The 25746-nt window shown below is 58.9% G+C and carries 26 protein-coding genes, 4 tRNA genes and 1 riboswitch; of the genes, 15 read left to right on the plus strand and 15 right to left on the minus strand.

What is annotated here, in order from left to right:
• Positions 1-3: 3 nt before the first annotated feature.
• From flgC to TU80_RS23630, 4 genes are all read right to left on the minus strand, one after another.
• Positions 4-447 (minus strand): flagellar basal body rod protein FlgC, encoded by a 444-nt coding sequence (gene flgC / locus TU80_RS23615; RefSeq protein ID WP_046382341.1) that lies wholly within the window; start codon positions 445-447, stop codon positions 4-6.
• A 3-nt stretch (positions 448-450) separates the two neighbouring features.
• On the minus strand, positions 451-858 hold the full coding sequence (gene flgB / locus TU80_RS23620) for a flagellar basal body rod protein FlgB (protein ID WP_003175633.1): 408 nt from the start codon (positions 856-858) through the stop codon (positions 451-453).
• Positions 859-1161: 303 nt separating this feature from the next.
• Positions 1162-1989: a protein-glutamate O-methyltransferase CheR gene (cheR, locus tag TU80_RS23625; RefSeq protein WP_026140309.1), complete on the minus strand. Its 828-nt coding sequence runs from the start codon at positions 1987-1989 to the stop codon at positions 1162-1164.
• A gap of 42 nt (positions 1990-2031) precedes the next feature.
• On the minus strand, positions 2032-2964 hold the full coding sequence (locus tag TU80_RS23630; protein WP_026140310.1) for a chemotaxis protein CheV: 933 nt from the start codon (positions 2962-2964) through the stop codon (positions 2032-2034).
• A gap of 81 nt (positions 2965-3045) precedes the next feature.
• On the opposite strand from TU80_RS23630, the gene flgA reads away from it, so the two are divergent.
• From flgA to TU80_RS23650, 4 genes are all read left to right on the plus strand, one after another.
• Positions 3046-3810 carry a flagellar basal body P-ring formation chaperone FlgA gene (flgA, locus tag TU80_RS23635; protein WP_032804943.1) on the plus strand — a complete coding sequence of 255 codons (765 nt, stop codon included), beginning with the start codon at positions 3046-3048 and terminating at the stop codon, positions 3808-3810.
• Positions 3811-3952: 142 nt separating this feature from the next.
• Positions 3953-4276, plus strand: a complete 324-nt coding sequence (gene flgM / locus TU80_RS23640; RefSeq protein WP_017849175.1) for a flagellar biosynthesis anti-sigma factor FlgM — start codon at positions 3953-3955, stop codon at positions 4274-4276.
• A gap of 48 nt (positions 4277-4324) precedes the next feature.
• Positions 4325-4795 carry a flagella synthesis protein FlgN gene (locus tag TU80_RS23645; RefSeq protein ID WP_057005512.1) on the plus strand — a complete coding sequence of 157 codons (471 nt, stop codon included), beginning with the start codon at positions 4325-4327 and terminating at the stop codon, positions 4793-4795.
• 96 nt (positions 4796-4891) lie between these two features.
• The gene (locus TU80_RS23650) at positions 4892-5641 is read left to right on the plus strand and encodes a flagellar brake protein (RefSeq protein WP_017849177.1); all 750 of its coding nucleotides are present in this window, start codon (positions 4892-4894) and stop codon (positions 5639-5641) included.
• 58 nt (positions 5642-5699) lie between these two features.
• Here TU80_RS23650 and TU80_RS23655 read toward each other — a convergent pair whose 3' ends face one another.
• On the minus strand, positions 5700-7085 hold the full coding sequence (locus TU80_RS23655; protein WP_057005513.1) for an MFS transporter: 1386 nt from the start codon (positions 7083-7085) through the stop codon (positions 5700-5702).
• An 866-nt stretch (positions 7086-7951) separates the two neighbouring features.
• Between TU80_RS23655 and TU80_RS23660 the strand changes: the two genes are divergently transcribed.
• The 7 genes from TU80_RS23660 to TU80_RS23690 all read left to right on the plus strand — a co-directional run bounded on the left by TU80_RS23660 (position 7952) and on the right by TU80_RS23690 (position 13988).
• Positions 7952-10348: a membrane-bound PQQ-dependent dehydrogenase, glucose/quinate/shikimate family gene (locus TU80_RS23660; protein ID WP_057005514.1), complete on the plus strand. Its 2397-nt coding sequence runs from the start codon at positions 7952-7954 to the stop codon at positions 10346-10348.
• 138 nt (positions 10349-10486) lie between these two features.
• A complete protein-coding gene (locus TU80_RS23665) occupies positions 10487-11773 on the plus strand; it encodes a carbohydrate porin (protein ID WP_057005515.1) in 1287 nt (428 codons plus the stop codon).
• Positions 11774-12052: 279 nt separating this feature from the next.
• A complete protein-coding gene (locus TU80_RS23670; protein ID WP_046385196.1) occupies positions 12053-12367 on the plus strand; it encodes an ArsR/SmtB family transcription factor in 315 nt (104 codons plus the stop codon).
• On the plus strand, positions 12364-12804 hold the full coding sequence (locus tag TU80_RS23675) for a YeeE/YedE family protein (protein ID WP_057005516.1): 441 nt from the start codon (positions 12364-12366) through the stop codon (positions 12802-12804). The genes TU80_RS23670 and TU80_RS23675 overlap by 4 nt, the downstream gene beginning before the upstream one ends.
• Positions 12801-13220, plus strand: a complete 420-nt coding sequence (locus TU80_RS23680) for a DUF6691 family protein (RefSeq protein WP_017849186.1) — start codon at positions 12801-12803, stop codon at positions 13218-13220. The genes TU80_RS23675 and TU80_RS23680 overlap by 4 nt, the downstream gene beginning before the upstream one ends.
• A gap of 13 nt (positions 13221-13233) precedes the next feature.
• Complete coding sequence (locus tag TU80_RS23685) at positions 13234-13422, plus strand: YgaP family membrane protein (protein WP_017849187.1); 189 nt, start codon at positions 13234-13236, stop codon at positions 13420-13422.
• A gap of 200 nt (positions 13423-13622) precedes the next feature.
• Positions 13623-13988, plus strand: a complete 366-nt coding sequence (locus TU80_RS23690; protein WP_046382334.1) for a YidH family protein — start codon at positions 13623-13625, stop codon at positions 13986-13988.
• A 261-nt stretch (positions 13989-14249) separates the two neighbouring features.
• Here TU80_RS23690 and TU80_RS23695 read toward each other — a convergent pair.
• Positions 14250-14326: transfer RNA gene (locus tag TU80_RS23695), tRNA-Arg, on the minus strand.
• A gap of 324 nt (positions 14327-14650) precedes the next feature.
• Here TU80_RS23695 and TU80_RS23700 point away from each other — a divergent pair.
• The 3 genes from TU80_RS23700 to TU80_RS23710 all read left to right on the plus strand — a co-directional run bounded on the left by TU80_RS23700 (position 14651) and on the right by TU80_RS23710 (position 15785).
• Positions 14651-14878 (plus strand): hypothetical protein, encoded by a 228-nt coding sequence (locus tag TU80_RS23700; protein WP_017849198.1) that lies wholly within the window; start codon positions 14651-14653, stop codon positions 14876-14878.
• An 11-nt stretch (positions 14879-14889) separates the two neighbouring features.
• Complete coding sequence (locus tag TU80_RS23705; RefSeq protein ID WP_046382331.1) at positions 14890-15069, plus strand: PA3371 family protein; 180 nt, start codon at positions 14890-14892, stop codon at positions 15067-15069.
• A gap of 389 nt (positions 15070-15458) precedes the next feature.
• Positions 15459-15785 carry an Arc family DNA-binding protein gene (locus TU80_RS23710; RefSeq protein WP_017849200.1) on the plus strand — a complete coding sequence of 109 codons (327 nt, stop codon included), beginning with the start codon at positions 15459-15461 and terminating at the stop codon, positions 15783-15785.
• 102 nt (positions 15786-15887) lie between these two features.
• Here the strand turns inward: TU80_RS23710 and mgtE are convergent, their stop codons facing one another.
• The 8 genes from mgtE to ltaE all read right to left on the minus strand — a co-directional run bounded on the left by mgtE (position 15888) and on the right by ltaE (position 23624).
• Positions 15888-17330, minus strand: coding sequence for a magnesium transporter (mgtE, locus tag TU80_RS23715; protein ID WP_046382330.1), 1443 nt, complete (start codon positions 17328-17330; stop codon positions 15888-15890).
• 336 nt (positions 17331-17666) lie between these two features.
• A tRNA-Arg gene (locus TU80_RS23720) sits at positions 17667-17743 on the minus strand.
• Between the two features lie 72 nt (positions 17744-17815).
• A tRNA-Arg gene (locus TU80_RS23725) sits at positions 17816-17892 on the minus strand.
• Between the two features lie 108 nt (positions 17893-18000).
• Positions 18001-18091, minus strand: a tRNA-Ser gene (locus TU80_RS23730).
• Between the two features lie 62 nt (positions 18092-18153).
• Positions 18154-18342, minus strand: coding sequence for a carbon storage regulator CsrA (csrA, locus tag TU80_RS23735; protein WP_003175645.1), 189 nt, complete (start codon positions 18340-18342; stop codon positions 18154-18156).
• A 173-nt stretch (positions 18343-18515) separates the two neighbouring features.
• Entirely contained in the window at positions 18516-19757 is a 1242-nt protein-coding gene (locus TU80_RS23740; RefSeq protein ID WP_017849202.1) for an aspartate kinase, read from the minus strand.
• 97 nt (positions 19758-19854) lie between these two features.
• Complete coding sequence (gene alaS, locus TU80_RS23745) at positions 19855-22473, minus strand: alanine--tRNA ligase (RefSeq protein ID WP_046382329.1); 2619 nt, start codon at positions 22471-22473, stop codon at positions 19855-19857.
• Between the two features lie 146 nt (positions 22474-22619).
• Complete coding sequence (ltaE, locus tag TU80_RS23750) at positions 22620-23624, minus strand: low-specificity L-threonine aldolase (RefSeq protein ID WP_017849204.1); 1005 nt, start codon at positions 23622-23624, stop codon at positions 22620-22622.
• Positions 23625-23814: 190 nt separating this feature from the next.
• Positions 23815-23984, plus strand: a riboswitch (FMN riboswitch).
• Positions 23985-24097: 113 nt separating this feature from the next.
• Between ltaE and TU80_RS23755 the strand changes: the two genes are divergently transcribed.
• Complete coding sequence (locus TU80_RS23755; RefSeq protein WP_017849205.1) at positions 24098-24607, plus strand: 6,7-dimethyl-8-ribityllumazine synthase; 510 nt, start codon at positions 24098-24100, stop codon at positions 24605-24607.
• Positions 24608-24739: 132 nt separating this feature from the next.
• On the opposite strand, the gene astE is transcribed toward TU80_RS23755, so the two are convergent.
• The gene (gene astE / locus TU80_RS23760) at positions 24740-25744 is read right to left on the minus strand and encodes a succinylglutamate desuccinylase (RefSeq protein ID WP_017849206.1); all 1005 of its coding nucleotides are present in this window, start codon (positions 25742-25744) and stop codon (positions 24740-24742) included.
• Positions 25745-25746: the final 2 nt, after the last annotated feature.

Genomic DNA, 25746 nt, shown 5'->3' on the forward strand with positions numbered 1-25746 from the left:
TTATCACTGACCCAGGGTCAGGACCTTCTGCATCATGGTTTTGGCGGTGTTCATCATTTCCGCGTTGGTCTGGAACGAGCGACTGGCAGAGATCATGTCAGCCATTTCCTCGACCACGTTGACGTTCGGGTAGTACACGTAGCCTTTTTCGTTCGCCGCAGGGTGATTAGGCTCATAGCGCGCTTCCAGATTGCTCTGGTCTTCAACCACGCCGAGTACCTGCACGCCTTGCCCGGCAGCGTCCTGATTCTGGAACAGCGAATCGCCGCCGCTGCTCTGGCCGCCCTGAAACATGGTGGCGAACACCGGGTGACGGGCGCGGTAGGTCTGGTCGATGCTCGAAGACACCGTCTCGGCGTTGGCGATGTTACTGGCGACGGTGTTCAGGCGCGTGGTCTGCGCGCTCATGCCACTACCGGCAATATTGAAAACACTGGCTAAGGACATGGCTTACTCTCCACGCAGGGCTGACATCAGCCCTTTGAATTTGCTGTTGAGCAGGGTGAAGCTGGCCTGGAAGTTCACCGAGTTCTCGGCGTAGGCCGATTGCTCCAACTGCGCGTCGACGGTGTTCTGGTCGATCGACGGCTGCATCGGCGTGCGATACAGCAGCGATTCGTCGCCACTGCTCAGGCCTTGCGCTTCGATATGACGGCTGTTGGTCATGTTCAAGGCGAAGGTGCCGTTCTTGGTCTTGTCCTGCTGTGCGGCGAGCACGGCGGAGAAGTCCAGGTCCCGAGCCTTGTAGTTCGGGGTGTCGGCGTTGGCAATGTTGTTGGCCAGGACTTCGGCACGCTGGGCGCGAAAGCCGAGGGCTTGTTCGTGGATACCGAGCGCTTTATCGAAGCTGATGCTCATGGCGGAAACCTTTAGGCTGACCTGCTGTTCGTTAACAGGGTTATAGCAAGGTGCATGCCAATCTGGCTAAAGCCCATATATCAAGGGGTTACGCAGAGATTGCCGGCGGCAATGCCAGAAAAGCGGCAAACGGCTTCCGCGTGGCGCCAGTAAAGCGGCAATCGGGAGTTGCCGCTTTTACCTTGCCGCAAAACAAATGTGGGAGGGGGCTTGCCCCCGATAGCGGTGGTTCAGTCATAGATACTGAGACTGACACACCGCTATCGGGGGCAAGCCCCCTCCCACACTTTGACTGCGTGCGACTTACTTGGCCTGGTAAATGATCCCAGGACTGCACTGCACCATCTGGAAATGATCCGGCAGGCCGTTCAGCGCCTCGGATGCACCGAGGAACAGATACCCCCCGCGCTTGAGCGTGCCGTGGATGCGCAGCAGGATGTCTTTCTTCACTTCGGCCGAGAAGTAGATCAGCACGTTACGGCAGAACACCATGTCGAACTTGCCCAGGCTGGCGTAGCTGTCGAGCAGGTTGAACGAGCGAAACTCCACCCGGTTCTTGATCGGCGCCTTGACCGCCCAACGCCCCGCCCCTTTCGGGTCGAAGTAACGCTGCAGGCGTTCCGGGGACAAACCGCGGCCCAGGGCCAGGCTGTCGTACTCGCCGGTCTTGCAGTTGGTGAGCATGGTGCCCGACAGATCGGTGGCGACAATTTGCGCGCCGGCCTTCAACTGGCCCATGTTCGTCCGTTCGAACTCGTCGATCGCCATCGAAATCGAGTACGGTTCCTGCCCCGAGGAACAGGCTGCCGACCAGATCCGCAAACGCTGACCCGGGCTGGCCTTGATCGCCTCGGGCAGCACTTTGCTCTTGAGTACCTCAAAGGGGTAGGTGTCGCGAAACCATAGGGTTTCGTTGGTGGTCATGGCATCGACCACCATTTCCTTGAGCCCGCTGCGCGGCTGGCTCTGAATCCGCTGGACCAACTCACCGAGGGACTTGATGCCCTGCTGTTCCATCAGTTTGTTGAGACGGCTGGATACCAGATACTGCTTGTTTTCACCGAGCAATATGCCACAGGCTTTTTCCAGGAAGACCCGGAACTGTTCGAAATCCAAATTACCCGTAGACAATGATACCGCCTCTTAAATCGTGTGACCGCCAGGGAAATTCCCCTAGCCGTGATCTGCTGCCTTGATCCGGTCGACTACCCGGGATGCCAGGTCATCAGGGCGGAACTTAGCCAGGAAGTCGTCAGCACCGACCTTCTTGACCATCGCCTGATTGAATACGCCCGACAACGAAGTATGCAGGATGATATGCAATTTTTGCATGCGTGGATCGTTGCGTATTTCAGCCGTGAGGGTATAGCCGTCCATTTCCGGCATCTCGATGTCGGAAATCATCATCAAGAATTCTTCTTCCGGCTTCTTGCCTTCATCCACCAGTTTGCGCAGGTAATCCAGCGCCTGGCGGCCATCGTTGAGCGCCACCACCTCAACGCCGATGGTTTGCAGGCAACGGGTCACCTGTTTACGCGCCACCGAGGAGTCGTCCACCGTCAGCACCCGCAGCGAAACCGCCTTGTGCGCCGTTTCGGCATCGACGACGCCAACCGAAATCGCTTCGGAAGTCGGTGCGACTTCGGCGAGGATTTTCTCCACGTCGATGATTTCGACCAACTGGTTGTCTACTCGCGTCACCGCCGTGAGGTAGTGATCGCGACCGGTGCCCTTGGGCGGTGGATGGATCTCTTCCCAGTTCATGTTGACGATACGTTCCACCGAGCGCACCAGGAAACCCTGGGTCTTGGTGTTGTATTCGGTAATGATCACAAACGGGTTTTCGCGGTCTTGCAGGCCGGCCGAACTCGTGGCCAATGCCAGGTCGAGAATCGGGATGGTCGCGCCACGGATGTTGGCTACGCCACACACCACCGGGCTCGACTTGGGCATGATCGTCAGCTTGGGACACTGCAGCACTTCCCGCACTTTGAACACGTTGATGCCATAGAGCTGCTTGCCGTCCAGGCGAAAAAGCAACAACTCCAGGCGATTCTGCCCTACCAGCTGTGTACGCTGGTTTACTGAATCCATTACACCTGCCATGCCCAGACTCCTACGCTAAAACCTTTGGGGGTACGACGCGCACCCAACACTAAACGGCACGAGCTTTGCTTTTTATTGGCTATGGATATGAAAACGACAGTTTCCCGACGCACTCGCCACTCACGGTATCGCAGATTGCTCTGCGCCTGGATGGCGTTGTTTGCCGTGGGCGCAGGCATCACTGCCCGCGCCGCCGACGTCACCTTGCCTGATCTACTTATCGGCGTCACCCAAGGCTTTCTTGAATTCACTGTAGAAGATTATCTGGCAACCACCCAGACGCCAGGACGCTATGAAATCCAGGTCAACCAATTGGATCCGCGCCTGCGCATGCCGATGTGCGACAAGGAATTGACAGCCAGCCTGGAAAGCCCGGCCCAGCCCATTGGTCGCGTGACGGTCAAGGTGCGCTGTGAAGGGACCTCGCCCTGGACCGTGTTCGTGCCCGCCCAGGTCAAACTGTTCCGCGATGTCGTCGTGGTGTCGCGGCCGCTCAAACGCAGCGGAATCATCGGCTATGAGGATGTCATCTTGCGCGAGCGGGACATCAGCCTGATCAATCAGGGTTACCTGACGTCAGTGGACCAGGCTGTCGGGCAACGATTGACCCGACCAATGGTCGCCGACCAGGTCATCACCCTGGTCCATCTTGAACAGGCAGAAGTCATTCGCAAGGGCGACCAAGTCATCATTTCCGCCAGCAGCGGCGGGCTGAATGTGAAGATGCCGGGCGAAGCGCTGTCCAACGGCGGCATGAGCGAACAGATCCGGGTCAAGAACCTCAATTCCAACCGCGTCATCAAGGCACGGGTCACCGCGCCGGGCCAAGTCGAGGTGGCTTTATAGATCACTGGAATAGGACGCCAGCTTTTCCTACACTGTACGCCTGACGTTCGTGCATGCAGGTTTATTGTCAATCGCGCCTAAAGTTTGTCCGGGTATGGCCGAAACCATGGCAAGCGTCCAAATACCCAGAGGTTTTTTTATCATGGTCATCGATTTCAGCCGTTTGAATAACGCCCCGGCTTTGCCAGGCACTACGCGCACCAGCGGCACCAAGGACAGCGTAGACGCCAAGGCCCAGCCTCTGCCCGCCAAAGCGGAACAGGCCGGCGCCAGCCAAAGCGGGGAATCCGTACACCTGAGCAATGAGGCTCAACAGTTGCAGAAGGTCACTGACTCGCTGCGCGATCAACCTGTCGTCAATCAAGCCCGTGTGGCCGAATTGAAACAGGCAATCGCCGATGGCAGCTATAAAGTCGACAGCAACCGTGTAGCCAGCAAGCTGCTTAACTTCGAAGCCGAGCGCTAGGCAAAGGCCTGCGCCAGGCTTTTGGACGCTTAAAACCCAAGGCCAGCCATGCACCACGACGAAAATCTGCTTCAACTGATCATTGATGATCTGGCGCCGACGCAACAATTGCTCGAGCTGCTCAAAGAAGAATCCCTGGCCCTGTATGGCCGGGATATGCCGCTGCTGGAAGAAATCCTGGCGCGCAAGCAGTCGCTGATTGTCCTGCTGGAACAGCACGGCAAGAAGCGTAGCCAGATTCTCGTCAGCCTCGGCCTACCGGCAGATCAAGACGGCCTCGCTCAGTTGGCCAGTCATTCCTCGGTCGGCGATCAGTTGCTGGCCCAGAGCAAAGAACTCAATCAATTACTCACCCAGTGTCAGGAAGCCAACCTGCTCAACGGTCAGTCGATCCAGCTTCAGCAAGCCACGACCGCCAATCAGTTGCGCATACTCCATGGCGGCGAACCTCCGGCCCTGTATAACGCCCAAGGCTCTACCTCGCGCATGGTCAAGCCAAGCACCCGCAGCCAAGCCTGACGTCGGTTTAACGTGCGCCCTATCCAAGGCGTGCGACATACTGGCAAAATGATGGTTCTTGCGTGTAGTCGTATATTGTCTGGAGATGGAAGAACCGTGTTCAACGCCCTTAATGCGGAAGAAGCTCCGCAGCCACCCAAGGTGTTCACCACGCCTCTGGAAATCGCTGGCACCTTGCGCATGCTGCAAGAAAGCCATGACCCGCTGATCATCACCTTCCATGAACGCAGCCAGCGCTTTCAAAGCTACCTGGTCGACGTCGACCGGGACAGCAAGACCCTGGCCCTGGACGAAATGATCCCCCGCGATGGCGAACGCTACCTTGAGAATGGCGAACCCTTCCGCATCGAAGGCTTTCACGACGGCGTGCGCGTTGCCTGGGAAAGCAACGGCACCCTGAGCATCAGCGAAAAAGGCGGCCACCGTATCTACAGCGGCAACATGCCGGACGAAGTGGTCTACCATCAGCGCCGCAATGCGTTCCGCGCCGCGCTGAAACTCGCGCAATTGGTGAATATCGAGTTGGGCGGCGAGAAACTCAAGGCGCCGGTCAGCGGCAAGCTGCTGGATATCTCCGCCACCGGCTGCAAATTGCGCTTTGAAGGCGATATTTCCGAGCGCCTGCAGTTGGGCCAGGTCTACGACCGTTTTATCGCCGCACTGCCCTTTGGCAGCATGACCACCTCGGTCGAACTGCGTTACCTGCACTTCGAAGAGAAGATCAACACCACCTTCGCCGGCGTGCGCTTCCACAACATGAGCGGCCTGGTGCAGCGCCAGGTCGAGCGTTTTGTGTACCAGTTGCAACGCGAAGCACGACGCTTCGACAAAGACGACGATTTTTAAGCATTCAGATCGCGATAAAAAACGGGCAGACCCTTTGGGGATCTGCCCGTTTTTGCATTCAGGGGCGCGCCCTGCTCAGGCCGTGGGGATGCTCATCCGGGCCCGGTGGTTCCGGCGGCCCTTCGAAGAGCGGCTCATCCGCCGATGATTCCGCGTCGGTTTCAGGCTCGGGCTCGACAACCGCCGTCTGCATCTGCTCCTGCACCATCTGCTCATCGACCCGCGGATCGAGGGCAGCCACCAGCGGCGAGCTGGACATGCTGTCAGGCATTGCCACGTGCTGCAGCGGTGCATCGTCGACCTGATGCAGGTTGGTCACCGCTTTAGGCCGGATACGCCACACCAGGATCAGCGCGCACAGGCTGAAAAACGCGTACAGCATCTGGCTGCCAAACAGCTTCATCACCACACCGGCCAGCAACGGCCCGATACTGGCGCCCACGCCATAGGTCACCAGCAGCATGGCCGTCAGCGATACCCGACGATCGCCTTCGACGTGGTCGTTGGAAAACGCCACGGCCAGCGGGTACAGGCAGAACTGCACCAGCGAACACAGGAACCCGGCCACGAACAGCACTTCCAGCGGCACCTTGCTCAGGATCGCCAACGGCAATGCCGCCACCGCCAGGCACAGGGCGAAGCAGCGAATCAACAGTGCGCGATCGTAACGGTCCGACAGCCAGCCCAACGGCCACTGCACCACCAACCCGGCAAAAATGCAGCTACCCATGAAGAGACCGACCTGCTCGGTACTCAGCCCCTGCTGGGACGCATAGAGCGGCGCCAAACCGTAGAACGAACCAACGATCAACCCCGCCCCCAGCACCGTGCTCAACGACTGCGGCACGCGCTGGATAAAGAAGCGTGGCTCCATCGGCGCCGGACGCAGGGGCGCCGGGTGAATGCGCCGGGTCATCGCCACCGGCACCAGGCACAGGGCAAAGCACAGCGCGACCAGCATCAGCAACTCGGGGCCGAGCTGGGGATGCATCACCAGGATCAACTGCCCCAGCACCAGGCCAAGGTAGGACGCAATCATATAGCCGCTGAACACTACGCCACGCTGCTTGGCGTCCGCCTGCTCGTTAAGCCAGCTTTCGATGACCATGTACTGGCACATCATCCCCAGGCCCACGATGACCCGCAGGACGATCCAGGCCGGCAGCCAGTCGATCAGGCCATGGCCCAACACCGCCGCGCCGACGATCCCGGCACAGGTGGCATACGCGCGGATATGCCCGACCCGGGCGATCAGGCGGTGGCCGATCTTGCCGCCCAGTACCAGGCCGGAATAGTTGGCCGCCATCAGCGCACCGACCCACAGGCTGTCGACGTTGTCGGCCGCCAGGCGCAAGGCCAGGTACGTACTGAGCAGGCCGGAGCCGATCAGCATCATCAAGGAGGCGAAATAAAGGGCTCGAAAAGATTTCCAGATCTGGCGCATCGGCGTTCCGAGCGGCTCCTTGCAGTGAGGGTCAGGGCTACCGGCATGATAGTCCCGGGGGTCGGGTCCGGACAGGCACCAGGCGCTGTTTCCGGGGAATATTTTGTGTGAAAACGATGGACTACAGCTCAGACGCTACCGGGTGACACACAAGGTACAAGGTTGCGCGAAATACTCGCCGCACCACCTGTGAACCTCGATCACACGCAAGGTTCGACCGAGTGTTGAAAAGACCGAGCACGCCCCAAAAGCCCCCCGCCACGCCTGCACATGATTACCCGCACGCCGGCGTCGCCGATGCGTATCGCCGCGAATTGTTACTGTTTTATCAACATTGTTTTCCAGTCTTATGGATTTATCCAAAAAACCAGCGCTATAGACTGGTCTACGCGTTAATCCACCGCGATTAACCAGCGAATCAGTCGGAGTAAAGCATGTAACCCGAACAAGGCCGACAGAGCCTTCGGAACGATTCACTCGCGACTGAGCACGTGGACAGTCGTCAAGCGGGCGTAATACAGCCGCCAACGTTTTCGTTATCCCTCCTGCCGAAACTCAATCAGCCTCTATTAAGCATCCCGTTCGTTATCGAACGGCGCTTTCAACGTGGAGGGCTGGGGCGAAAGAGTGTCGGCATCCAGACCAGGAATACGGGGATGGCCAATTATTACGCTGATTTCCAAAGCTCGCTTGCCGTCGGCAAGCCAGCCTATCGGGATCATGGAAGAACCGCACCCGGCCAACTAAAGGCCGAACTCAATATTCGGCCAAGTTGTTGGTAAATAGCGCAAGCCGTTACGTATTTCCCCAACTGAGCATATACAAATATGACAGACGATCATCGATCTCACTCTGGAAGATCCTCAATGAGCACTATTGCAAGGGGACTGTTTTCCCTGCTTGTTTTTGCCGTGGCACTGGCGTTGATTTATGGCGGATTCAAGCTGGTAGCACTCGACGGGTCGAGTTATTACTTGCTGGCTGGCCTCGCCTATCTGTTGTTGGCGGCACTGTTTGTCTTGCGTAAACCTATCGGCATCGCCCTCTCCGTCGTCGTATTCCTCGCCACCTGTGTGTGGGCGTTCTACGAAGTGGGTCAGCTCAGCTACTGGCAACTGCTGCCGCGCCTGGTGGTGCCGGCGATCATCCTGACCCTCAGCTTGTGGGTCGGTGCCGCATTCCCGGAAACAGCCTTGAGCACCCGGCGCACGGCGAACCGATTCGGCTTCGCCGTATTCCTGGCCTTGATCGCCACCTTCATTGCGGCGTTCTACCCGCACGGCGGGATCTCGAACCCTGCGGCCGCGACTGACTCGAGCAAGGCCACGAGCCCCGCCAGCGCACCTGAAAACTGGGAGTTCTTCGGGCGCAATGCGTCAGGGACGCGGTTTGCGCCTTACACGCAGATCACGCCGGGAAACGTCAAGGACCTGCAAGTAGCCTGGACCTACCGAACCGGACGCAGGACCACCGGCGCCGGCGCTGGCGTTGATGAAAACACCCCGCTGCAGATCGGCAACGTGCTGTATTCGTGTACCCCGGAAAACCTGATCACCGCGCTGGATGGCGATACGGGCAAGGCGATCTGGACGTTCGACCCTCACGCCAAAAGCGAAGAGCATGTGACGTGCCGTGGCGTGGGCTATTACGACATCGATAAAGACGACAGCCTGAGCGCGGCGGTCAAGGCCTCGTATACCGATCAGCAGCAATGTCGCCAGCGTATTCTGGTGTCGTCGGTGGATGCCCGCCTGTTTGCACTTGACGCGCACACCGGCGCCTTGTGCCAGAGTTTTGGTGACAACGGTTACGTCGATCTCAAGAAAGGCATGGGCCCGACCGAGAACAGCAAGCGCTACCACCCGACCTCCCTGCCTGTGGTCATGGGCCACCTCACGGTGGTGGGTGGTTGGGTACGCGATATTGTGGCAGGCGAACCTTCCGGCGCCGTGCGCGCCTTCGACGTGCTGAGCGGTGCGCTGGTGTGGGCATGGGACGTCGGCGCGCCCGAAGGCACCGACCCGACCGCGGCCGATCACCAGTTCACGCTGGAAACACCTAACGTATGGACGATCCCGACCTACGATAAAGAGCTGAACCTGGTCTACTTGCCGACCGGCAATGGCCCGCCCGACTATTGGGGCGGTGATCGCAACGCAGTCAAAGAAAAATTTGGTTCGGCCGTCGTGGCAGTCGATGCCTCGACCGGCAAAGCCAAATGGGTCTACCAGCTCATTCACCATGATGTATGGGATTACGATCTGCCATCGCAGCCGGTTCTCTATGACATCAAGAATGCCCAAGGCGTGAAAACCCCGGTCTTGATCCAGACCACCAAGACCGGCCAGATTTTTGTGCTGGATCGTCGTACTGGCCAGCCGGTCACCGAGGTGCAGGAGCGTGCCGTTCCGACTTCTCCTGCGGCAGAAGGCGAACACTTGTCGCCGACGCAACCGTACTCGGCCGGCATGCCGGTGATCGGGGCCGACCCTCTGACTGAAAAGTCGATGTGGGGCGTGTCGACATTCGACCAACTGTATTGCCGGATCATGTTCAAAGACTCGGTTTACGCGGGGCCGTTTACGCCGCCAACCGAAAAGCCGTACATCGAATGGCCTGGCTTGCTGGGCGGGATGAACTGGGGTGGCATCTCCATCGATGAGAACACCGGCACGATGTTCGTCAACGACATGCGGATGCCGCTGCGGATGTCATTGGTGACCAAGGAAGAAACCAAGAAGTTCAAGGTGTCGACCGATGAAGTGCCGGGTTTCATGGGCACCATTCGCCCGCAAGTCGCGGGTATCTATGGCGGCGTGAAAATCGACATTCTCCAGTCGCCACTGGGCGTGCCGTGCAACTCCCCGCCCTTCGGCAGCATGAGTGCGATTGATCTCAATACGCAGAAACTGCTCTGGCAGGTTCCCATGGGCACCGTGCAGGACACCGGCCCGCTGGGGATCAAGACACACCTGCAGATTCCGCTGGGCATGCCGACGCTCGGCGGTCCGACGTCGACAGCCTCTGGCCTGGTGTTCTTTGCGGGCACCCAGGACTACTACCTGCGCGCGCTCGATTCGGCCACCGGCAAAGAAGTCTGGAAAGCCCGCCTGCCGGTTGGCGCAGTTGCCGCCCCACTGATCTATCAGTCGCCCACCACCGGGAAGCAGTACGTGGTCATCTCCGCCGGCGGCATGAGCCATTCGCCTGACGTCGGTGATTACATCATTGCTTATGCATTGCCGGACAACATCAAGCCGTAATGCGTTAGTTGCCACTGCATGAAAATAACCCCCGTTTACGGGGGTTATTTTTCCAAGTCACAAAAGAACGGTGCAACCGATAAACAACGCGGGCCGTTGAGCTATTCCCCCACTTTCTCTGTAACGGAGCACATCCAAATGCTTTTTTCTTTCCGCGCCATGCTGACCAGCAGCCTGTGCAGCGGTTTGTCCCTATGCCTTTTCGCCCCATCCCCGGCACTGGCCGACGATCTGATGAACCGCTCTACACTCACTGGCGACTGGGGCGGTGAACGCCAAAAGTTGACCGACAAGGGCATCAAACTGACCGGTGACTACAGTTCCGAAACGATTTCCAACTTGCATGGCGGGATCAAGCGCGGCACCCGCTATTCGCAACAAATACGCATAGGCGCCCAGTTTGATCTGAGTAAGTTGCTCGACAGCCCCGATGCGGGACGCGTGCAACTGCTGGTTAACGACCGTCGCGGCCACAGCGCCACGGAAGATTTGCTTGGAAACCGCCTGTCGTCCCAAGAAAACTATGGCGGCGAATACACCCGGCTGACCGAGTTCAGTTATCAACGCAACCTGTTTTCGCCGGACCTCTCCACCAAACTCGGCTTCATGGTGATGGGCACCGATTTCGGTGGTATGCCCATCTTGAGCAACTTTGTGAGCGCCGGTTTTTGTGCACACCCACTGACCATGTCGAGCGGCAGTGGCTGGGGCAACTACCCGACAGCACATTGGGGCGGCGAGCTGCGTTACGATGTCAACCCGTCGCTGACGCTGCAAACCGCCGTATTCCAAGTCAACCCGGAATACAACACGCGCTCGTCCAAAGCGTTCTCCATGCCCAGCAACGGCACTACGGGAGCGATTTTGCCACTGGAGGCGGTCTTCAATAACAACGCCTTCCTGAACGGCCAATACAAAGTCGGTTGGTACTACGACACCTCCAACGCCCCCAAGATCGGCAGTACGCAAAAGAGCGAAAACCGTACCGGCGCCTATGTGTTGATTGACCAAGCCATCTGGCGGGATGAGCAAGACCCGCAAAGCGTACTACGCCTCTTCGGCCAAGCGGCCAGCAGCAACGCGGCGACCTCGCCGATGCGCCGCTGGTACTCGGTGGGCCTGGTCAAACAAAAGCCTTTCGCGAGCCGCCCGAACGACTCCATCTCTTTTGGCTATGGGCGCGCCGTGCTCAACTCGCGCACACGGGATGTGCAAGAAGCCAAGGCGACCAACCTCGAAGACGCCGAAATGATCGCCAACCTCGACAACGGCGAGCAGATGCTTGAGCTCAACTACGGCGCACAGGTCACACCTTGGCTGCTACTACGCCCCGATCTGCAGTACTACATCGAGCCCGGCGCGTTCTCCGGCAAAAAGCGTGACAACGCGCTGGCGGCGGGGTTACAGGTCAAGGCGACGTTTTAACAACGTCGTTTGCACAGGGGGCATCCATTCGGTGCCCTTTCGCAATCGCACACGCGGTCGGATATCTCAGCTTGTAGCGCAATCAATACGTGCTCAAGCGCTACGCGGGCCGACTGTCCGACCTTCTCCGGCGCTCCCCGCCCGACCCAAGCTCCGCCTTTAGCCCCCGACTTACCCATCGACCTCTCCTGCCAGTGACGAATTCAGATCAGCGTCGGTATACACTTATTATTTTTATATACTATAATTTAACCAACTGAACAATTAGTGATCAATCGTATGCTCGAATCAGATCTCCAGCGGCTTCACGCCAACGCCGATGCTGCCAGCCAATTCCTCAAGGCTCTGGCCAATCCGGATCGCTTGATCCTGCTCTGCCAGCTATCCCAAGGCGAGCGCAATGTCGGCGATCTGGAGTCGCTGCTCGGGATACAACAACCGACGCTTTCTCAGCAGTTGGCGGTGCTGCGCCGCGAAGGCCTGGTGGATACGCGCCGAGAAGGAAAGCAGGTGTTCTATCGCATCTGCAGCCCGGCGGCATTGGCAGTCATTCAAACCTTGTATCAACAATTTTGCGCTGGAGAAGCCTCATGAATATCGACTGGCTCAACTTCACTCCCTGGTCATCCCTTGCAGGCGGCGCATTGATTGGCCTGGCGGCCAGCCTTTTCGTCGTCGCCAACGGGCGTATCGCCGGCATCAGCGGTTTGATCGGCAGTCTTTTACAACGGAGCAGCGAAGGTGCGGGTGAGAAAGCGCTGTTTCTCCTCGGCCTGCTCGTCGCGCCGCTTCTATGGGGCTTGTTCGCCGCACTGCCGCCGATTGAATTCAAGAGTGGCGGGGTCGGGCTGATCGTCGCCGGTGTATTGGTGGGTATCGGTACACGCTACGGTTCAGGTTGCACCAGCGGCCACGGCGTGTGCGGCATATCGCGCCTTTCGCCGCGATCGATGGTCGCCACTGCCTGCTTTATGTTCAGCGGTTTCCTTAGCGTATTTGTCCTGCGTCATCTGCTGGGAGCCTGGATATGAACAAACTGACCGCATTCATTGCTGGCCTGCTGTTTGGCCTGGGACTGCTGCTGGCAGGCATGGCCAACCCGAGCAAAGTATTGGCTTTCCTGGATCTGGCCGGTGCCTGGGACCCTTCCCTCGCGCTGGTCATGATCGGGGCGATTGGCGTCGCCATTGGCCCGCTGACCTGGGCGCGCCACCAATCCCGCTCGCTGCTGGGAAAGCCAATGCAACTGCCGACCAAGCGTGAGTTGGACCCGCGCCTGATCGGCGGCAGCCTGCTGTTCGGCATCGGCTGGGGAATAGCGGGCATCTGTCCAGGCCCTGCGGTGGCAATTCTGCTGACAGGACGCTGGCAAGCAATCGTGTTCATGTTGGCCATGCTGGCCGGCATGTTGTTGTTTACTGCGCTGGAGACCCGGCGCAACCACTGATCGGGAGATCGTCATGAAAGCGAACCTTGGAACCATTGACCGTAGCCTGCGCATTGTCGTCGGCCTGGTTCTCATTGGCCTCAGTCTGTCGGGCGTGATCGGCTGGTGGGGTTGGATCGGCTTAGTGCCACTGGCTACCGGTATTTTCCGTTTCTGCCCTTTGTACAGGTTGCTGGGCATCCAAACCTGTAACCGTTGCTGAGCAAAAACCCCATAGCGTTCACGTGCACGAGGGCATTGGCGCAGCCGATTTTGTGGCTATGCGCCAAGCACGGGACGCTACGCTGGGCATATGTGCGTTGATCCCAACAGCTGGATCTATCAACGGACACGTCGAGTGGTTTTGTTTAAAGCTATTCTGCGTGGCGTCGTTTCAAAAGCTGTGTGAACAAGGAAATCTCAATGTCCGACCTGAACGATCCGCGTGTGTTCTTTGCCGCCGAGCGCACGTTGCTGGCATGGAACCGAACCAGCCTTTCGCTGATGGCATTTGGCTTTGTGATTGAACGATCCGGGCTACTGCTCCAGATGCTGAAACCGGACGCTCCGGGCTCTCCCGGAAAACATTTTTCGTTCTGGATCGGGCTGGCCTTTCTGATGCTGGGCTCCTGGGTTGCCTGCTGGTCATCCTGGCAATACAAAAAGGTGGTCAAGACCCTCAAACCCGTTGAGATCCCCCTTGGCTACAGCGTCAATACCGGCCCTGGCATTAATGTCATTACTGCAATTCTTGGCGTTTTGCTCATGGCCTATTTGTTCATGATGTGAGCAAGACTGGCCTGCATGACTTCACTCGACCTCCTCGATGGGCGGTAGATGGGTGCAGTCGAGCATCTCTCGACGAGCAAACGAACGAGTGTAACCCTGGCTCACCGTTGGACCCTGATTAAGTGAGTCGCCCATTCAAAAACAAAAAAGCCCCGCCGGAGCAATACCCGGCGGGGCTTTTTGTTGGCCTTGTTGCTGTCATCCTGCTGTCACGGGGAAAAATGAGCTGGCAGTGGATCGGCGCGAGAGGCTTTATTTGTATGGTGTCCCAGGGCCGGTTCGAACGGCCAACCTTCCCCTTAGGAGGGGGATGCTCTATCCAATTGAGCTACTGGGACAAATGACAACCATCGGGCCAACGGCGCTGCGACGGACGGCGTGCATGTTAACGGCCGAGGTGGGTTTTGTCATGTCGTCCGTGGGCTTTTTGAGTGTAAGCCAATGCTTGCGCCACGGATCACGGTTTCGCCCAGCAAACCCGGGCATCCGAGGCCATCGTGCAAAATGCACTACACCAAAATGCCAGCATTGCAAATTGCAACCCGAGCGCTGTTTAGATTAAACTCAAACCATTGATTTTATTGAAATAAAACATTGGCACGGCATCTGCAATACTTCTCCTACAAAACCATTCGGCTGGACCCGTTGCGGAGAAGATGACGATGAACAGCACCCTTCTGTTGGCTCTCAATACCGTCGCCCTGGCCGCACTGGTGATGTTTCATTTTCAGTCGAACGGTAGCGATGACACCGCGCAGATCCGCCAGCCCGTACCGCATCATCTGCAACAACGTCCGCAATTGGCAGTGATGACGGCCAACCCGCAATCGCCCGTGCGCCTGGCCCAAAGCACTCAGGCCGCGCCCGCAACTGAACACTGGGTTTTCTGAGGAAGCCTTCCATGTCCAAAGCCGCCTGGCTGTTTTTGTGCCTGACCGTCGTGACTGCCGTGCTGGGCATGTCTACCTCGTCCCAGGACGCTCGCACCGCCGCCCTCATCACCAGCGTCGTGTTCGGCAGCTTCCTGCTGTTGACGCTGATCGTCGGCCGCCGAATCAGATTCGACCCCGTGCTGCGCTGATTTTCGCTCGCCCGCACACCTACCTTATGTCGCCTCGCACTAGCAAATCGGCAAATTGCCACTAGTCTTAAAAACAAGGGCAAAAGGCCATATCACGATACGATATGCGCCCCAAACCCCTTGGTAGCAACGGCTTGCGGGACGATGAATTGTGACGATCGCTCGCAAAAAAGTTTTCCAACCAGTCCGCAAAAAAGCAAATCAGTACTGGCATAAAGCCTTTAGGCAGTTCAATATTTGTCACAGAATTGACGCCAAGGAACCGGCAAAACTGAGGCATGATGCGGCCTCTTTGCAATTCAGGTTGAACTTTGGTCGTGAGCCTTGTCTTAACACTCATCTTGCGGCCAATTCCAATAACCGCTCCCCTGAACTAACCGGTTAAATATATGCGCCCATTGAAACAGGCAATTTATTCCAGCCGTACGGCTGACAAGTTCGTCGTACGTCTGCCAGACGGAATGCGGGAACGCATTGCCGAGGTGGCTCGCAATCATCACCGCAGCATGAACTCCGAAATCATCGCGCGCCTGGAGCAGAGCCTCATTCAGGAAGGTGCGTTGGGCGAAGAGCTAAGCATGCGCCTGGACAGCCCTGAGCTGTCACTGCACGAACGCGAACTGCTGCAGCGTTTTCGTCAGCTCTCCCACCGCCAGCAAAATGCCCTTGTCTCGCTTATTGCGCACGACGTTGAGGCGGCCGCAGAAGCCGAATGATCTGTTCCTGAAAGCCGAAGCCAGCCATGTGCTGGCTTTTTTTTGCGCGCAATTCGGGAAGGCAGTACTGGGCGGGGGCTGGGTTGCCCCCGCCGCGAGGGGTCAGAGCAGGAAGATCGTCGCCAGGCCAAGGAAGATGAAGAAGCCGCCGCTGTCGGTCATGGCGGTAATCATCACACTGGCGCCCATGGCTGGGTCGCGCCCAAGGCGTGCCAGGGTCATGGGGATCAGCACCCCCATCAAGGCCGCCAACAGCAGGTTAAGGGTCATGGCGGCGGTCATGACCACCCCCAGCGACCAACTGCCGTACAGCAAGTAGGCCACGATCCCGATCACCCCGCCCCACACCACGCCATTGATCAGCGCCACCGCCAACTCCTTGCGCATCAGGCGCGAGGTGTTGCCGGTATTGACCTGGTCGAGCGCCATGGCGCGCACGATCATGGTAATGGTCTGGTTGCCGGAGTTACCGCCGATCCCGGCAACGATTGGCATCAACGCCGCCAGTGCCACCAGCTTTTCGATCGAACCTTCGAACAGCCCGATCACCCGCGAAGCGATGAACGCGGTGATCAGGTTTACGGCCAGCCACGCCCAGCGGTTACGCAGGGAGCGCCAGACCGAGGCAAAAATATCTTCCTCTTCACGCAGACCCGCCATGTTGAGGACTTCGGTTTCACTTTCTTCACGGATCAGGTCGACCATTTCATCGATGGTCAGACGGCCGATCAGCTTGCCGTTCTTGTCGACCACCGGGGCCGAGATCAAGTCGTAACGTTCGAAGGCCTGGGCGGCGTCGTAGGCGTCTTCATCCGGATGGAAACCCACCGGATCGCTGGCCATCACGTCCGCAACCTTCTTCTCCGGGTCGTTGACCAGCAGGCGCTTGATCGGCAGCACGCCCTTGAGAATGCCTTCGTAGTCGACCACGAACAGCTTGTCGGTGTGCCCTGGCAGCTCTTTCAGGCGGCGCAGGTAACGCAGTACCACTTCCAGGCTGACGTCTTCGCGGATGGTGACCATCTCGAAGTCCATCAGGGCACCGACCTGATCCTCGTCATAGGACAGCGCGGAGCGCACGCGCTCACGCTGCTGGCTGTCGAGGGCTTCCATCAGCTCATGGACAACATCACGGGGCAGCTCGGGGGCCAGGTCGGCCAGTTCGTCGGCGTCCATCTCCCGGGCCGCGGCCAGAAGCTCGTGATCATCCATGTCGGCGATCAGGGTTTCACGGACGGAGTCGGATACTTCGAGCAGGATGTCGCCGTCGCGGTCGGCCTTGACCAACTGCCAAAGGGTCAGTCGATCATCCAGCGGCAAGGCTTCAAGGATATAAGCGACGTCGGCGGAGTGCAGATCATCGAGCTTGCGTTGCAACTCGACGAGGTTTTGCCGATGAACCAGGTTTTCGACGCGGTCGTGGTGCGGACCTTCCTGGCGGTGCGTGAGCTCTTCGACCACGCGCTGGCGCTGCAGCAGCTCAATGACTTGAGCCAGGCGATCCTGCAGGCTTTCTTGTGTTTTCTTTACTTCTACTTCGGTCATAGGCGAACTCCACTCCCAGCAGCGGGGCACGCCGGAAGGATCAATCAGTCAATTCATGATTGGTAAAACGGGGTACTGAGTAACTACTGGGTAAGTCCATGGAGGTGTTCCACAAGCCCCGGCGGGGCTGACGGGCGCAATGATACACCGCCCGCCGCTTTTAACGTCAAAAAACTGGTAAGAACAAGCGCTTGCGAGCCAAAGCTGAGAATTGGCCGCATCTATGAATTGCGACGCTGCCACGCGAATGGAAAACACATGGCGCGAGAAGAAAAGGTTTAATCCTACAAACCCCAGACGGCAAAAAGCCCGCACTAGGCGGGCTTTTTGTTTGTATGGTGCACTCGACAGGATTCGAACCTGTGACCGCTCGGTTCGTAGCCGAGTACTCTATCCAGCTGAGCTACGAGTGCAGATTGTGTTTTTAGACCAGATCACAACTGGTTGTAACCGAATCACCTGCATTGCTGCAACTGACTCTTAAATGGTGCACTCGACAGGATTCGAACCTGTGACCGCTCGGTTCGTAGCCGAGTACTCTATCCAGCTGAGCTACGAGTGCATTTGTTGCCGCGCATTATAGGCCGTTCAATCTCTATGTAAAGCGATTTTTTCGATTAATTTCAACAACTTATCGATAAATCCAGATTGCAACGTACTAAGCAAATAATGGCGGAGAACGGGGGATTCGAACCCCCGACACCCTTTTGAGGTGTACTCCCTTAGCAGGGGAGCGCCTTCGGCCACTCGGCCAGCTCTCCGCAACACGGGGCGTATATTAACCACGTTCATCCCCGTTTGCAAACATAAAAAACGATAAAAATTAAAGGCTTGGTTCTTCGTCCTTCTCTTTCTTGATCCGCAGATAGATTTCCTCGCGGTGGACCGCTACCTCTTTCGGAGCATTTACCCCAATACGCACTTGATTGCCTTTGACGCCGAGCACGGTCACGGTGATTTCTCCATCACCAATAATCAGGCTTTCTGCGCAACGACGAGTCAGAATCAACATACCTTTCACCTCACGCACTTCAGTTCAGGAACAACAGTCTGCAAAAAAAGGCCTTCGACCTACGGCTCAGCGGCCATAGCCCTACCAGCTAAGTATTGTCGAGCCCACGCAAAACAACATGCGCCCTACAAAAAAATGAAAGGCGCGGTAAACCGCGCCTTCCTGGCCTTGCATCACTCGCCCTGTCGGGCCGGAGCGTCCAGCTCAAAAGCGGTATGCAGTGCGCGTACAGCCAGTTCCAGGTACTTCTCTTCGATCACCACCGAGACTTTGATTTCCGAGGTGGAGATCATCTGGATGTTGATGCTTTCCTTGGCCAGGGCCTCGAACATGCGGCTGGCAACGCCGGCATGGGAACGCATGCCCACACCTACGATCGATACCTTGGCGATCTTGGTATCGCCGACCACTTCACGCGCGCCAATCCCGCTCGCAGTGTTCTGCAGGATACGCTCGGCCGCTTCGTACTCGTTGCGGTGAACGGTGAAGGTGAAATCAGTGGTGTTATCGTGCGAAACGTTCTGCACGATCATGTCGACTTCAATGTTCGCGCCACTGATCGGGCCGAGGATCTTGAATGCCACGCCCGGGGTGTCTGGCACGCCACGGATCGTCAGCTTGGCTTCATCGCGGTTGAAAGCGATGCCGGAAATGATCGGCTGTTCCATGGATTCCTCTTCATCAATAGTAATGAGGGTACCCGGACCCTCTTTGAAGCTGTGCAATACGCGCAGCGGAACGTTGTACTTACCGGCGAATTCCACCGCGCGGATCTGCAACACCTTGGAACCGAGGCTGGCCATTTCCAGCATCTCTTCGAAGGTGATCTTGTCCAGGCGCTGAGCCACGGACACCACGCGCGGATCGGTGGTGTAGACGCCATCCACATCGGTGTAGATCTGGCATTCGTCAGCCTTGAGCGCGGCCGCCAGGGCCACACCGGTGGTGTCCGAACCGCCACGCCCGAGGGTGGTGATATTGCCGTGCTCGTCGACGCCCTGGAAACCGGCGACGACTACCACACGACCGGCCTTCAGATCAGCGCGAATCTTCTGATCATCGATCTGCAGGATGCGCGCCTTGGTGTGCGCGCTGTCGGTGAGGATACGCACCTGACTGCCAGTGTAGGACACGGCCGGCACACCGCGCTTGTTCAGCGCCATGGCCAGCAGGCCAATGGTCACCTGCTCGCCGGTGGACACGATCACATCCAGCTCACGCGGCAGCGGTTGTTGATCGCCGCTGATAGCCTTGGCCAGTTCGATCAGGCGATTGGTTTCGCCGCTCATGGCCGACAGCACCACGACGAGGTCGTCGCCGGCATCGCGGAATTTCTTAACCTTGTCGGCGACCTGCTCGATTCTTTCGACAGAGCCGACCGAGGTGCCTCCAAATTTCTGTACGATCAAAGCCATTTCTAAGCCGCCTCAGCCCGTAAAGGGGCGCCCAATAAACCAATCTTCCAGCAACCGAGCGAGCCCGCGACTAGACCACGGGCTCATTCACAGCGCCTTAAATGCCAGCCTCGACAAACGGCACGGTCAGGGCCAGGGCCGCGTCCAGGGCACCGGCGTCTACACCACCGCCTTGTGCCATGTCCGGACGACCACCGCCCTTCCCGCCCACTGCCGCAGCGGCTTGTTTCATCAAATCACCGGCTTTGAGTTGGCCAGTCAGGTCTTTGGTTACACCGGCAACCAGAACGACCTTATCCTCATGGACACTGCCGAGCAGGATCACTGCGCGGCCGAGCTTGTTCTTCAACTGATCGACCAAGGCCAACAACGCCTTGCCGTCCTGGCCGTCCAGGCGCGCCGCCAGGACGTTCACGCCCTTGACGTCCTGGGCGGAAGCCGACAGATCGTCGCCTGCCGCGCTGGCCGCCTTGGCCTGCAACTGTTCCAGCTGTTTCTCCAGGGCGCGGTTGCGCTCCAGCACGGCGGACAGTTTGTCGATCAGATTGTCACGGCTGCCCTTGACCAGGCTGGCCGCTTCCTTGAGTTGTTCTTCACCCGCATTGAGGTAGGCCAGGGCCGCAGCACCGGTTACCGCTTCAATACGACGCACACCGGACGCCACACCGCCTTCGCTGATGATTTTCAGCAGGCCGATGTCGCCGGTACGGTTGGCGTGGATCCCACCGCACAGTTCCACCGAGAAGTTGCCGCCCATGCTCAGGACGCGCACGTTGTCGCCGTACTTCTCGCCGAACAGCGCCATGGCGCCCTTGGCCTTGGCGGTCTCGATGTCGGTTTCCTCGGTTTCCACCGCGGTGTTCTTGCGCACCTGGGCGTTGACGATATCTTCCAGGGCCTTGATCTGCGCAGGCTTGATCGCTTCGAAGTGGCTGAAGTCGAAACGCAGGCGCTGGCTGTCGACCAACGAACCCTTCTGCTGGACGTGCTCGCCCAACACCTGGCGCAGTGCCGCGTGCAGCAAGTGGGTGGCCGAGTGGTTCAGCGCAGTGGCGTGGCGCACGTCGGCGTCCACCTGGGCGTCCACCGGCGAACCGACGATCAGGCTGCCCGACGCCAATACGCCGTGGTGCAGGAACGCGCCGCCGGTCTTGGTGGTATCACGCACATCGAAACGACCGGAAGACGCCTTGAGGAAACCGCAGTCGCCGATCTGGCCACCGGATTCGGCATAGAACGGCGTCCGGTCCAGGACCACCACGCCGTCATCGCCTTCATTCAGGACGTCGACCGACTGGCCGTCTTTATACAGCGCGATCACTTTGGCCGAACCGTGGGTGGCCGTATAGCCGGTGAACTCGGTGGCCACGTCAACCTTGACCAGGCTGTTGTAGTCCATGCCGAAGGAACTGGCGGAACGGGCGCGCACGCGCTGGGCTTCCATCTCGCGTTCGAAACCTTCCTCGTCGAGGGTCAGGTTGCGCTCACGGGCGATGTCGCCGGTCAGGTCCATCGGGAAACCGTAGGTGTCGTAGAGTTTGAACACCACATCGCCCGGCACCACGCTGCCCTGCAGGCCGGCGAGGTCTTGCTCGAGGATTTTCAGGCCCTGTTCCAGGGTCTTGGCGAACTGCTCTTCTTCGGCCTTGAGCACGCGCTCGATGTGCGCCTGGTTCTGGGTGAGTTCCGGGAAGGCTGCGCCCATCTCGGCGACCAGCGCCGCGACGATCTGGTAGAAGAAGCTGCCGTTGGCGCCCAGCTTGTTACCGTGGCGGCAGGCGCGACGGATGATACGGCGCAGCACGTAGCCGCGGCCTTCATTGGACGGCAGCACGCCGTCGGCAATCAGGAAACCGCAGGAACGGATGTGGTCAGCCACCACTTTGAGCGATGCCTGGTCTTCATTGGCACAACCGATGGCCTTGGCCGCAGCGGCCAGCAGGCTCTGGAACAGGTCGATCTCGTAGTTGGAGTGAACGTGCTGCATCACCGCACTGATCCGCTCCAGGCCCATGCCGGTATCCACCGACGGTGCCGGCAGCGGGTGCAACACGCCATCGGCGGTGCGGTTGAACTGCATGAACACGTTGTTCCAGATCTCGATGTAACGGTCGCCGTCTTCTTCCGGCGAACCCGGTGGGCCGCCCCAGATATCGGCGCCGTGATCGTAGAAAATCTCGGTGCATGGGCCGCACGGGCCGGTGTCGCCCATGGTCCAGAAGTTGTCGGAGGCGTAAGGCGCGCCCTTGTTGTCGCCGATACGCACCATGCGCTCAGGCGGCACGCCGACTTGCTGGGTCCAGATGTCGTAGGCTTCGTCATCGCTGGCGTAGACGGTGACCCAGAGCTTTTCCTTCGGCAGTTTCAGCACGCCAGTGAGGAAGGTCCAGGCGAAGTTGATCGCGTCTTTCTTGAAATAGTCGCCAAAGCTGAAGTTGCCGAGCATTTCGAAAAACGTGTGGTGACGGGCGGTGTAGCCGACGTTTTCCAGGTCGTTGTGCTTGCCACCGGCGCGCACGCATTTCTGGCTGCTGACCGCGCGGGTATAGGCGCGCTTTTCCTGGCCCAGGAAGCAGTCCTTGAACTGGTTCATCCCCGCGTTGGTGAACAGCAGGGTGGGGTCATTGCCTGGGATCAAGGAGCTGGAGGCGACACGGGTGTGGCCTTGCTCTTCGAAGAAGCGAAGGAAGGCTTCACGGATTTCTGCGCTTTTCATTAGGTTCTTCCACGGAGTCTGAGGCCAAAGGCCAGTGCGCAACATCATCAGACGGAGCGACGGCAAAGGGCCGCATTATATCGGCCCTTTGCCGGTGGTACAGCGTGTTTATGTGATAGAAACAGTCAATTAGACAGTCTGCACGGTCATTTCCGAGAAAACTCGACGAATGCCTGCACCACTTGCTCGATCTGCGCACGGCTCACGTCCAGGTGCGTGACCATGCGCAGGCGCGGTGCGGCGCTCAACTTGATCCCGCGCTCGGCGGCAAACGTCTTCAGGGCCTGCGCCCGGTCGCCGAGCTGCACGTAGACCATGTTGGTCTGCACCGGCTCCACCGCATACCCGGCCTTGCGCAGTTCATCCCCCAGCCATTGGGCGTTGGCGTGGTCGTCGGCCAGGCGCTGCACCTGATGGTCAAGGGCATACAGCCCCGCCGCCGCCAGGGAACCGGCCTGGCGCATGCCGCCGCCGACCATCTTGCGCAAACGCCGCGCCTTGGCGATCAGCGCCGTGGAGCCGCACAACACCGAGCCAATCGGCGCGCCCAGGCCCTTGGACAGGCACACCGACACCGAATCGAAATGCTGGGTGATCTCCCGCGCGTCCACCTCGAGCCTGACCGCCGCATTGTAGAGCCGCGCGCCGTCCAGGTGCAGGGCCAGGCCATGTTCACGGGTAAACGCACGTGCCCTGGCCAGGTACTCCAGCGGCAGCACCTTGCCCTGCATGGTGTTCTCCAGCGCCAACAGGCGGGTGCGGGCGAAGTGAAAATCATCGGGCTTGATCGCTTCCAGCACCTGATCCAGGTCCAGGGAACCGTCCGCCTGCACTTCCAGTGGTTGCGGCTGGATCGAACCCAGCACCGCCGCGCCGCCGCCTTCGTACTTATAGGTGTGGGCCTGCTGACCGACGATGTATTCCTCGCCGCGCTCACAGTGGGCCATCAACGCCAGCAGGTTGCTCATGGTGCCGGTGGGCACGAACAACGCCGCGGCGAACCCCAGGCGCTTGGCCAGTTCCGCCTCCAGGCGATTGACGCTAGGGTCTTCGCCATACACGTCATCGCCGCTGACGGCGCTGGCCATCGCATCGAGCATGCCGGGGGTGGGTTGGGTCACGGTGTCGCTGCGCAGGTCTATCACGGTCATCAAACTGGCCTCTGATGGGTTGGGCGTTCTTTCGTACTGACGATTACTGCGGGTAAAGCCACGGAATATCAAGCCCTATGCTGCGTCAATCGAATATCAATCAAACAAACCGATATAGGCTATCGATACGGCAATCGTGCAGTTTCTGAAAAACCATGTTAAAAACTCTCCGCCGCCAGGGTTCTGGCGGCAACGTTCTCAGGGCGGGGTGCAATTCCCCACCGGCGGTAATTGCGCGCAATGTGCATAGCCCGCGAGCGCTTGGCGCCTCGAACTGCTCCGGCAGGACGGCGACAAGGTCAGCAGACCCGGTGTGATCCCGGGGCCGACGGTCATAGTCCGGATGAAGAGAGAACGGGATTGGCGCAAAAGGGCCGCGCGCTGAGTTCATGCCTGCATGACCCAGCTGTTCGTACCCTTAAATCCCATTCGATTCATAACGCCCTGTTTTTTTCTTAAACAGGAGTCAGAACATGCAACCCACCGCAATCGACAGCAAAAGCAAAAACCATCACGGCGAGCGCGTCGCGTTTATCCAGGCCTGCTGGCACAAGGATATTGTCGACCAATCGCGCAAAGGCTTTCTCAGCGAAATGATCGCCCTGGGTTACCAGGAATCGGACATCGATTTCTTCGAAGTCGGCGGCGCCTTTGAAATGCCCCTGCACGCCAAGCTGCTGGCCAAGACCGGCCGTTACGCCGGCATCGTCGCCGCGGCCCTGGTGGTGGACGGCGGCATCTACCGCCACGAATTCGTCGCCCAATCGGTGGTCAGCGGCCTGATGCAGGTTCAGCTGGAAACCGAAGTGCCGGTGTTCTCGGTGTCTCTGACCCCGCACCACTTCCACGCTGGCAGCGAGCACCACGCCTTCTTCCATGATCACTTCGTACACAAAGGCCAGGAAGCGGCGCGTACCTGTGCCGACACCTTGCACAAGGTACGTGCGATCCGCCGCAGCGAGCCGCGTGCCGTAGCAGTTTAAGCAACACCGCAAAACAAAATGTGGGAGGGGGCTTGCCCCCGATGGCGGTCTGTCAGTTAAAAATTTTCTGACAGTTACACCGCAATCGGGGGCAAGCCCCCTCCCACATTTGGATCCGGTTAAGGCTGAGATCTATGCCAGCCCGGCGTCCGTGGTCGGCACGATCAATATCCCTGCGCGCAAGCCATTCTTCACCTTCGGGTTCGGGAAGATGATGCGTGCGCCCTCCTCCTCGATCACCCAGCGGGTCTTGGCGACGTCTTCGGCGAGCAGATAGCCCTGGGCCAACGGCGAAAAGTTTTCCACGTCCGCCGGCAGGTGCAACAGGAATGCATCGCTGTGCTTGATGACTTCGCGGGACACGGCAAACAGCTGCAGGCCATCCAGGCTGCCGGTGTCCGGCTCGGTGCCTTCGATGATCTGCGTCAGCCGGGTTTCCAGGCGCGACACGTCCACATCCTGGTTCTGCCCGAACGGCCGCGCCTTGCCCAATTCCAGGGTAAAGGCCTCGGCACCCAGTTGCTCATAGGTAAAGGCGGAGAAGGTGATCGAAGCTTTGTTCTGCAGCAGCACCGCCTGCATACCGGCGGCGCGCAAGCGGGCCAGTTCGTGGCGCGAATGCTGGCGCCCGTCCTTCCACGGGTAGAGGGCGAACTGCTCGACCTTCGAACCACGAATGGCGGTGTGCAGGTCGTAATGCAAGCGCGAGCGGCCAGGCAGGCTGAAGAAGCTGCGGGCCAATTGTTCCAGCTCGGCGGCGCGCATGGCTTCAGGGCCGATATTTTTTTCGTGACGGCCGTTGAACAGCCGGTTGACGTCCAGTTCGAGGTAACGCTCGCCGCGGCGCATGGCCTCGGGGTTGCCGAACAGGAACAGAATACGGGTGCGGGGTTTGATCTGCCCACGGGCGATGCCATGCAACAGGCGGTCGAGCAATTCGATCGGCGCGGTCTCGTTGCCGTGGATGCCGGACGACAGCAGCACGTCGCTGCCGTTGTCCCGCGCTTGCGGCGGGCGCACTTCGAGCGCGCCTTCGCTGAGCCAGCGCATCTGCACGCCGTCGACAGTCAGTTGAATTTTTTGCGCCGGTTCACGACCGGCGAGAGTCAGTTCAAGGAGTTTGCCGAGGGCGAGCATAA

The organism is Pseudomonas veronii, assembly GCF_001439695.1.
Classification (GTDB): domain Bacteria; phylum Pseudomonadota; class Gammaproteobacteria; order Pseudomonadales; family Pseudomonadaceae; genus Aquipseudomonas; species Aquipseudomonas veronii.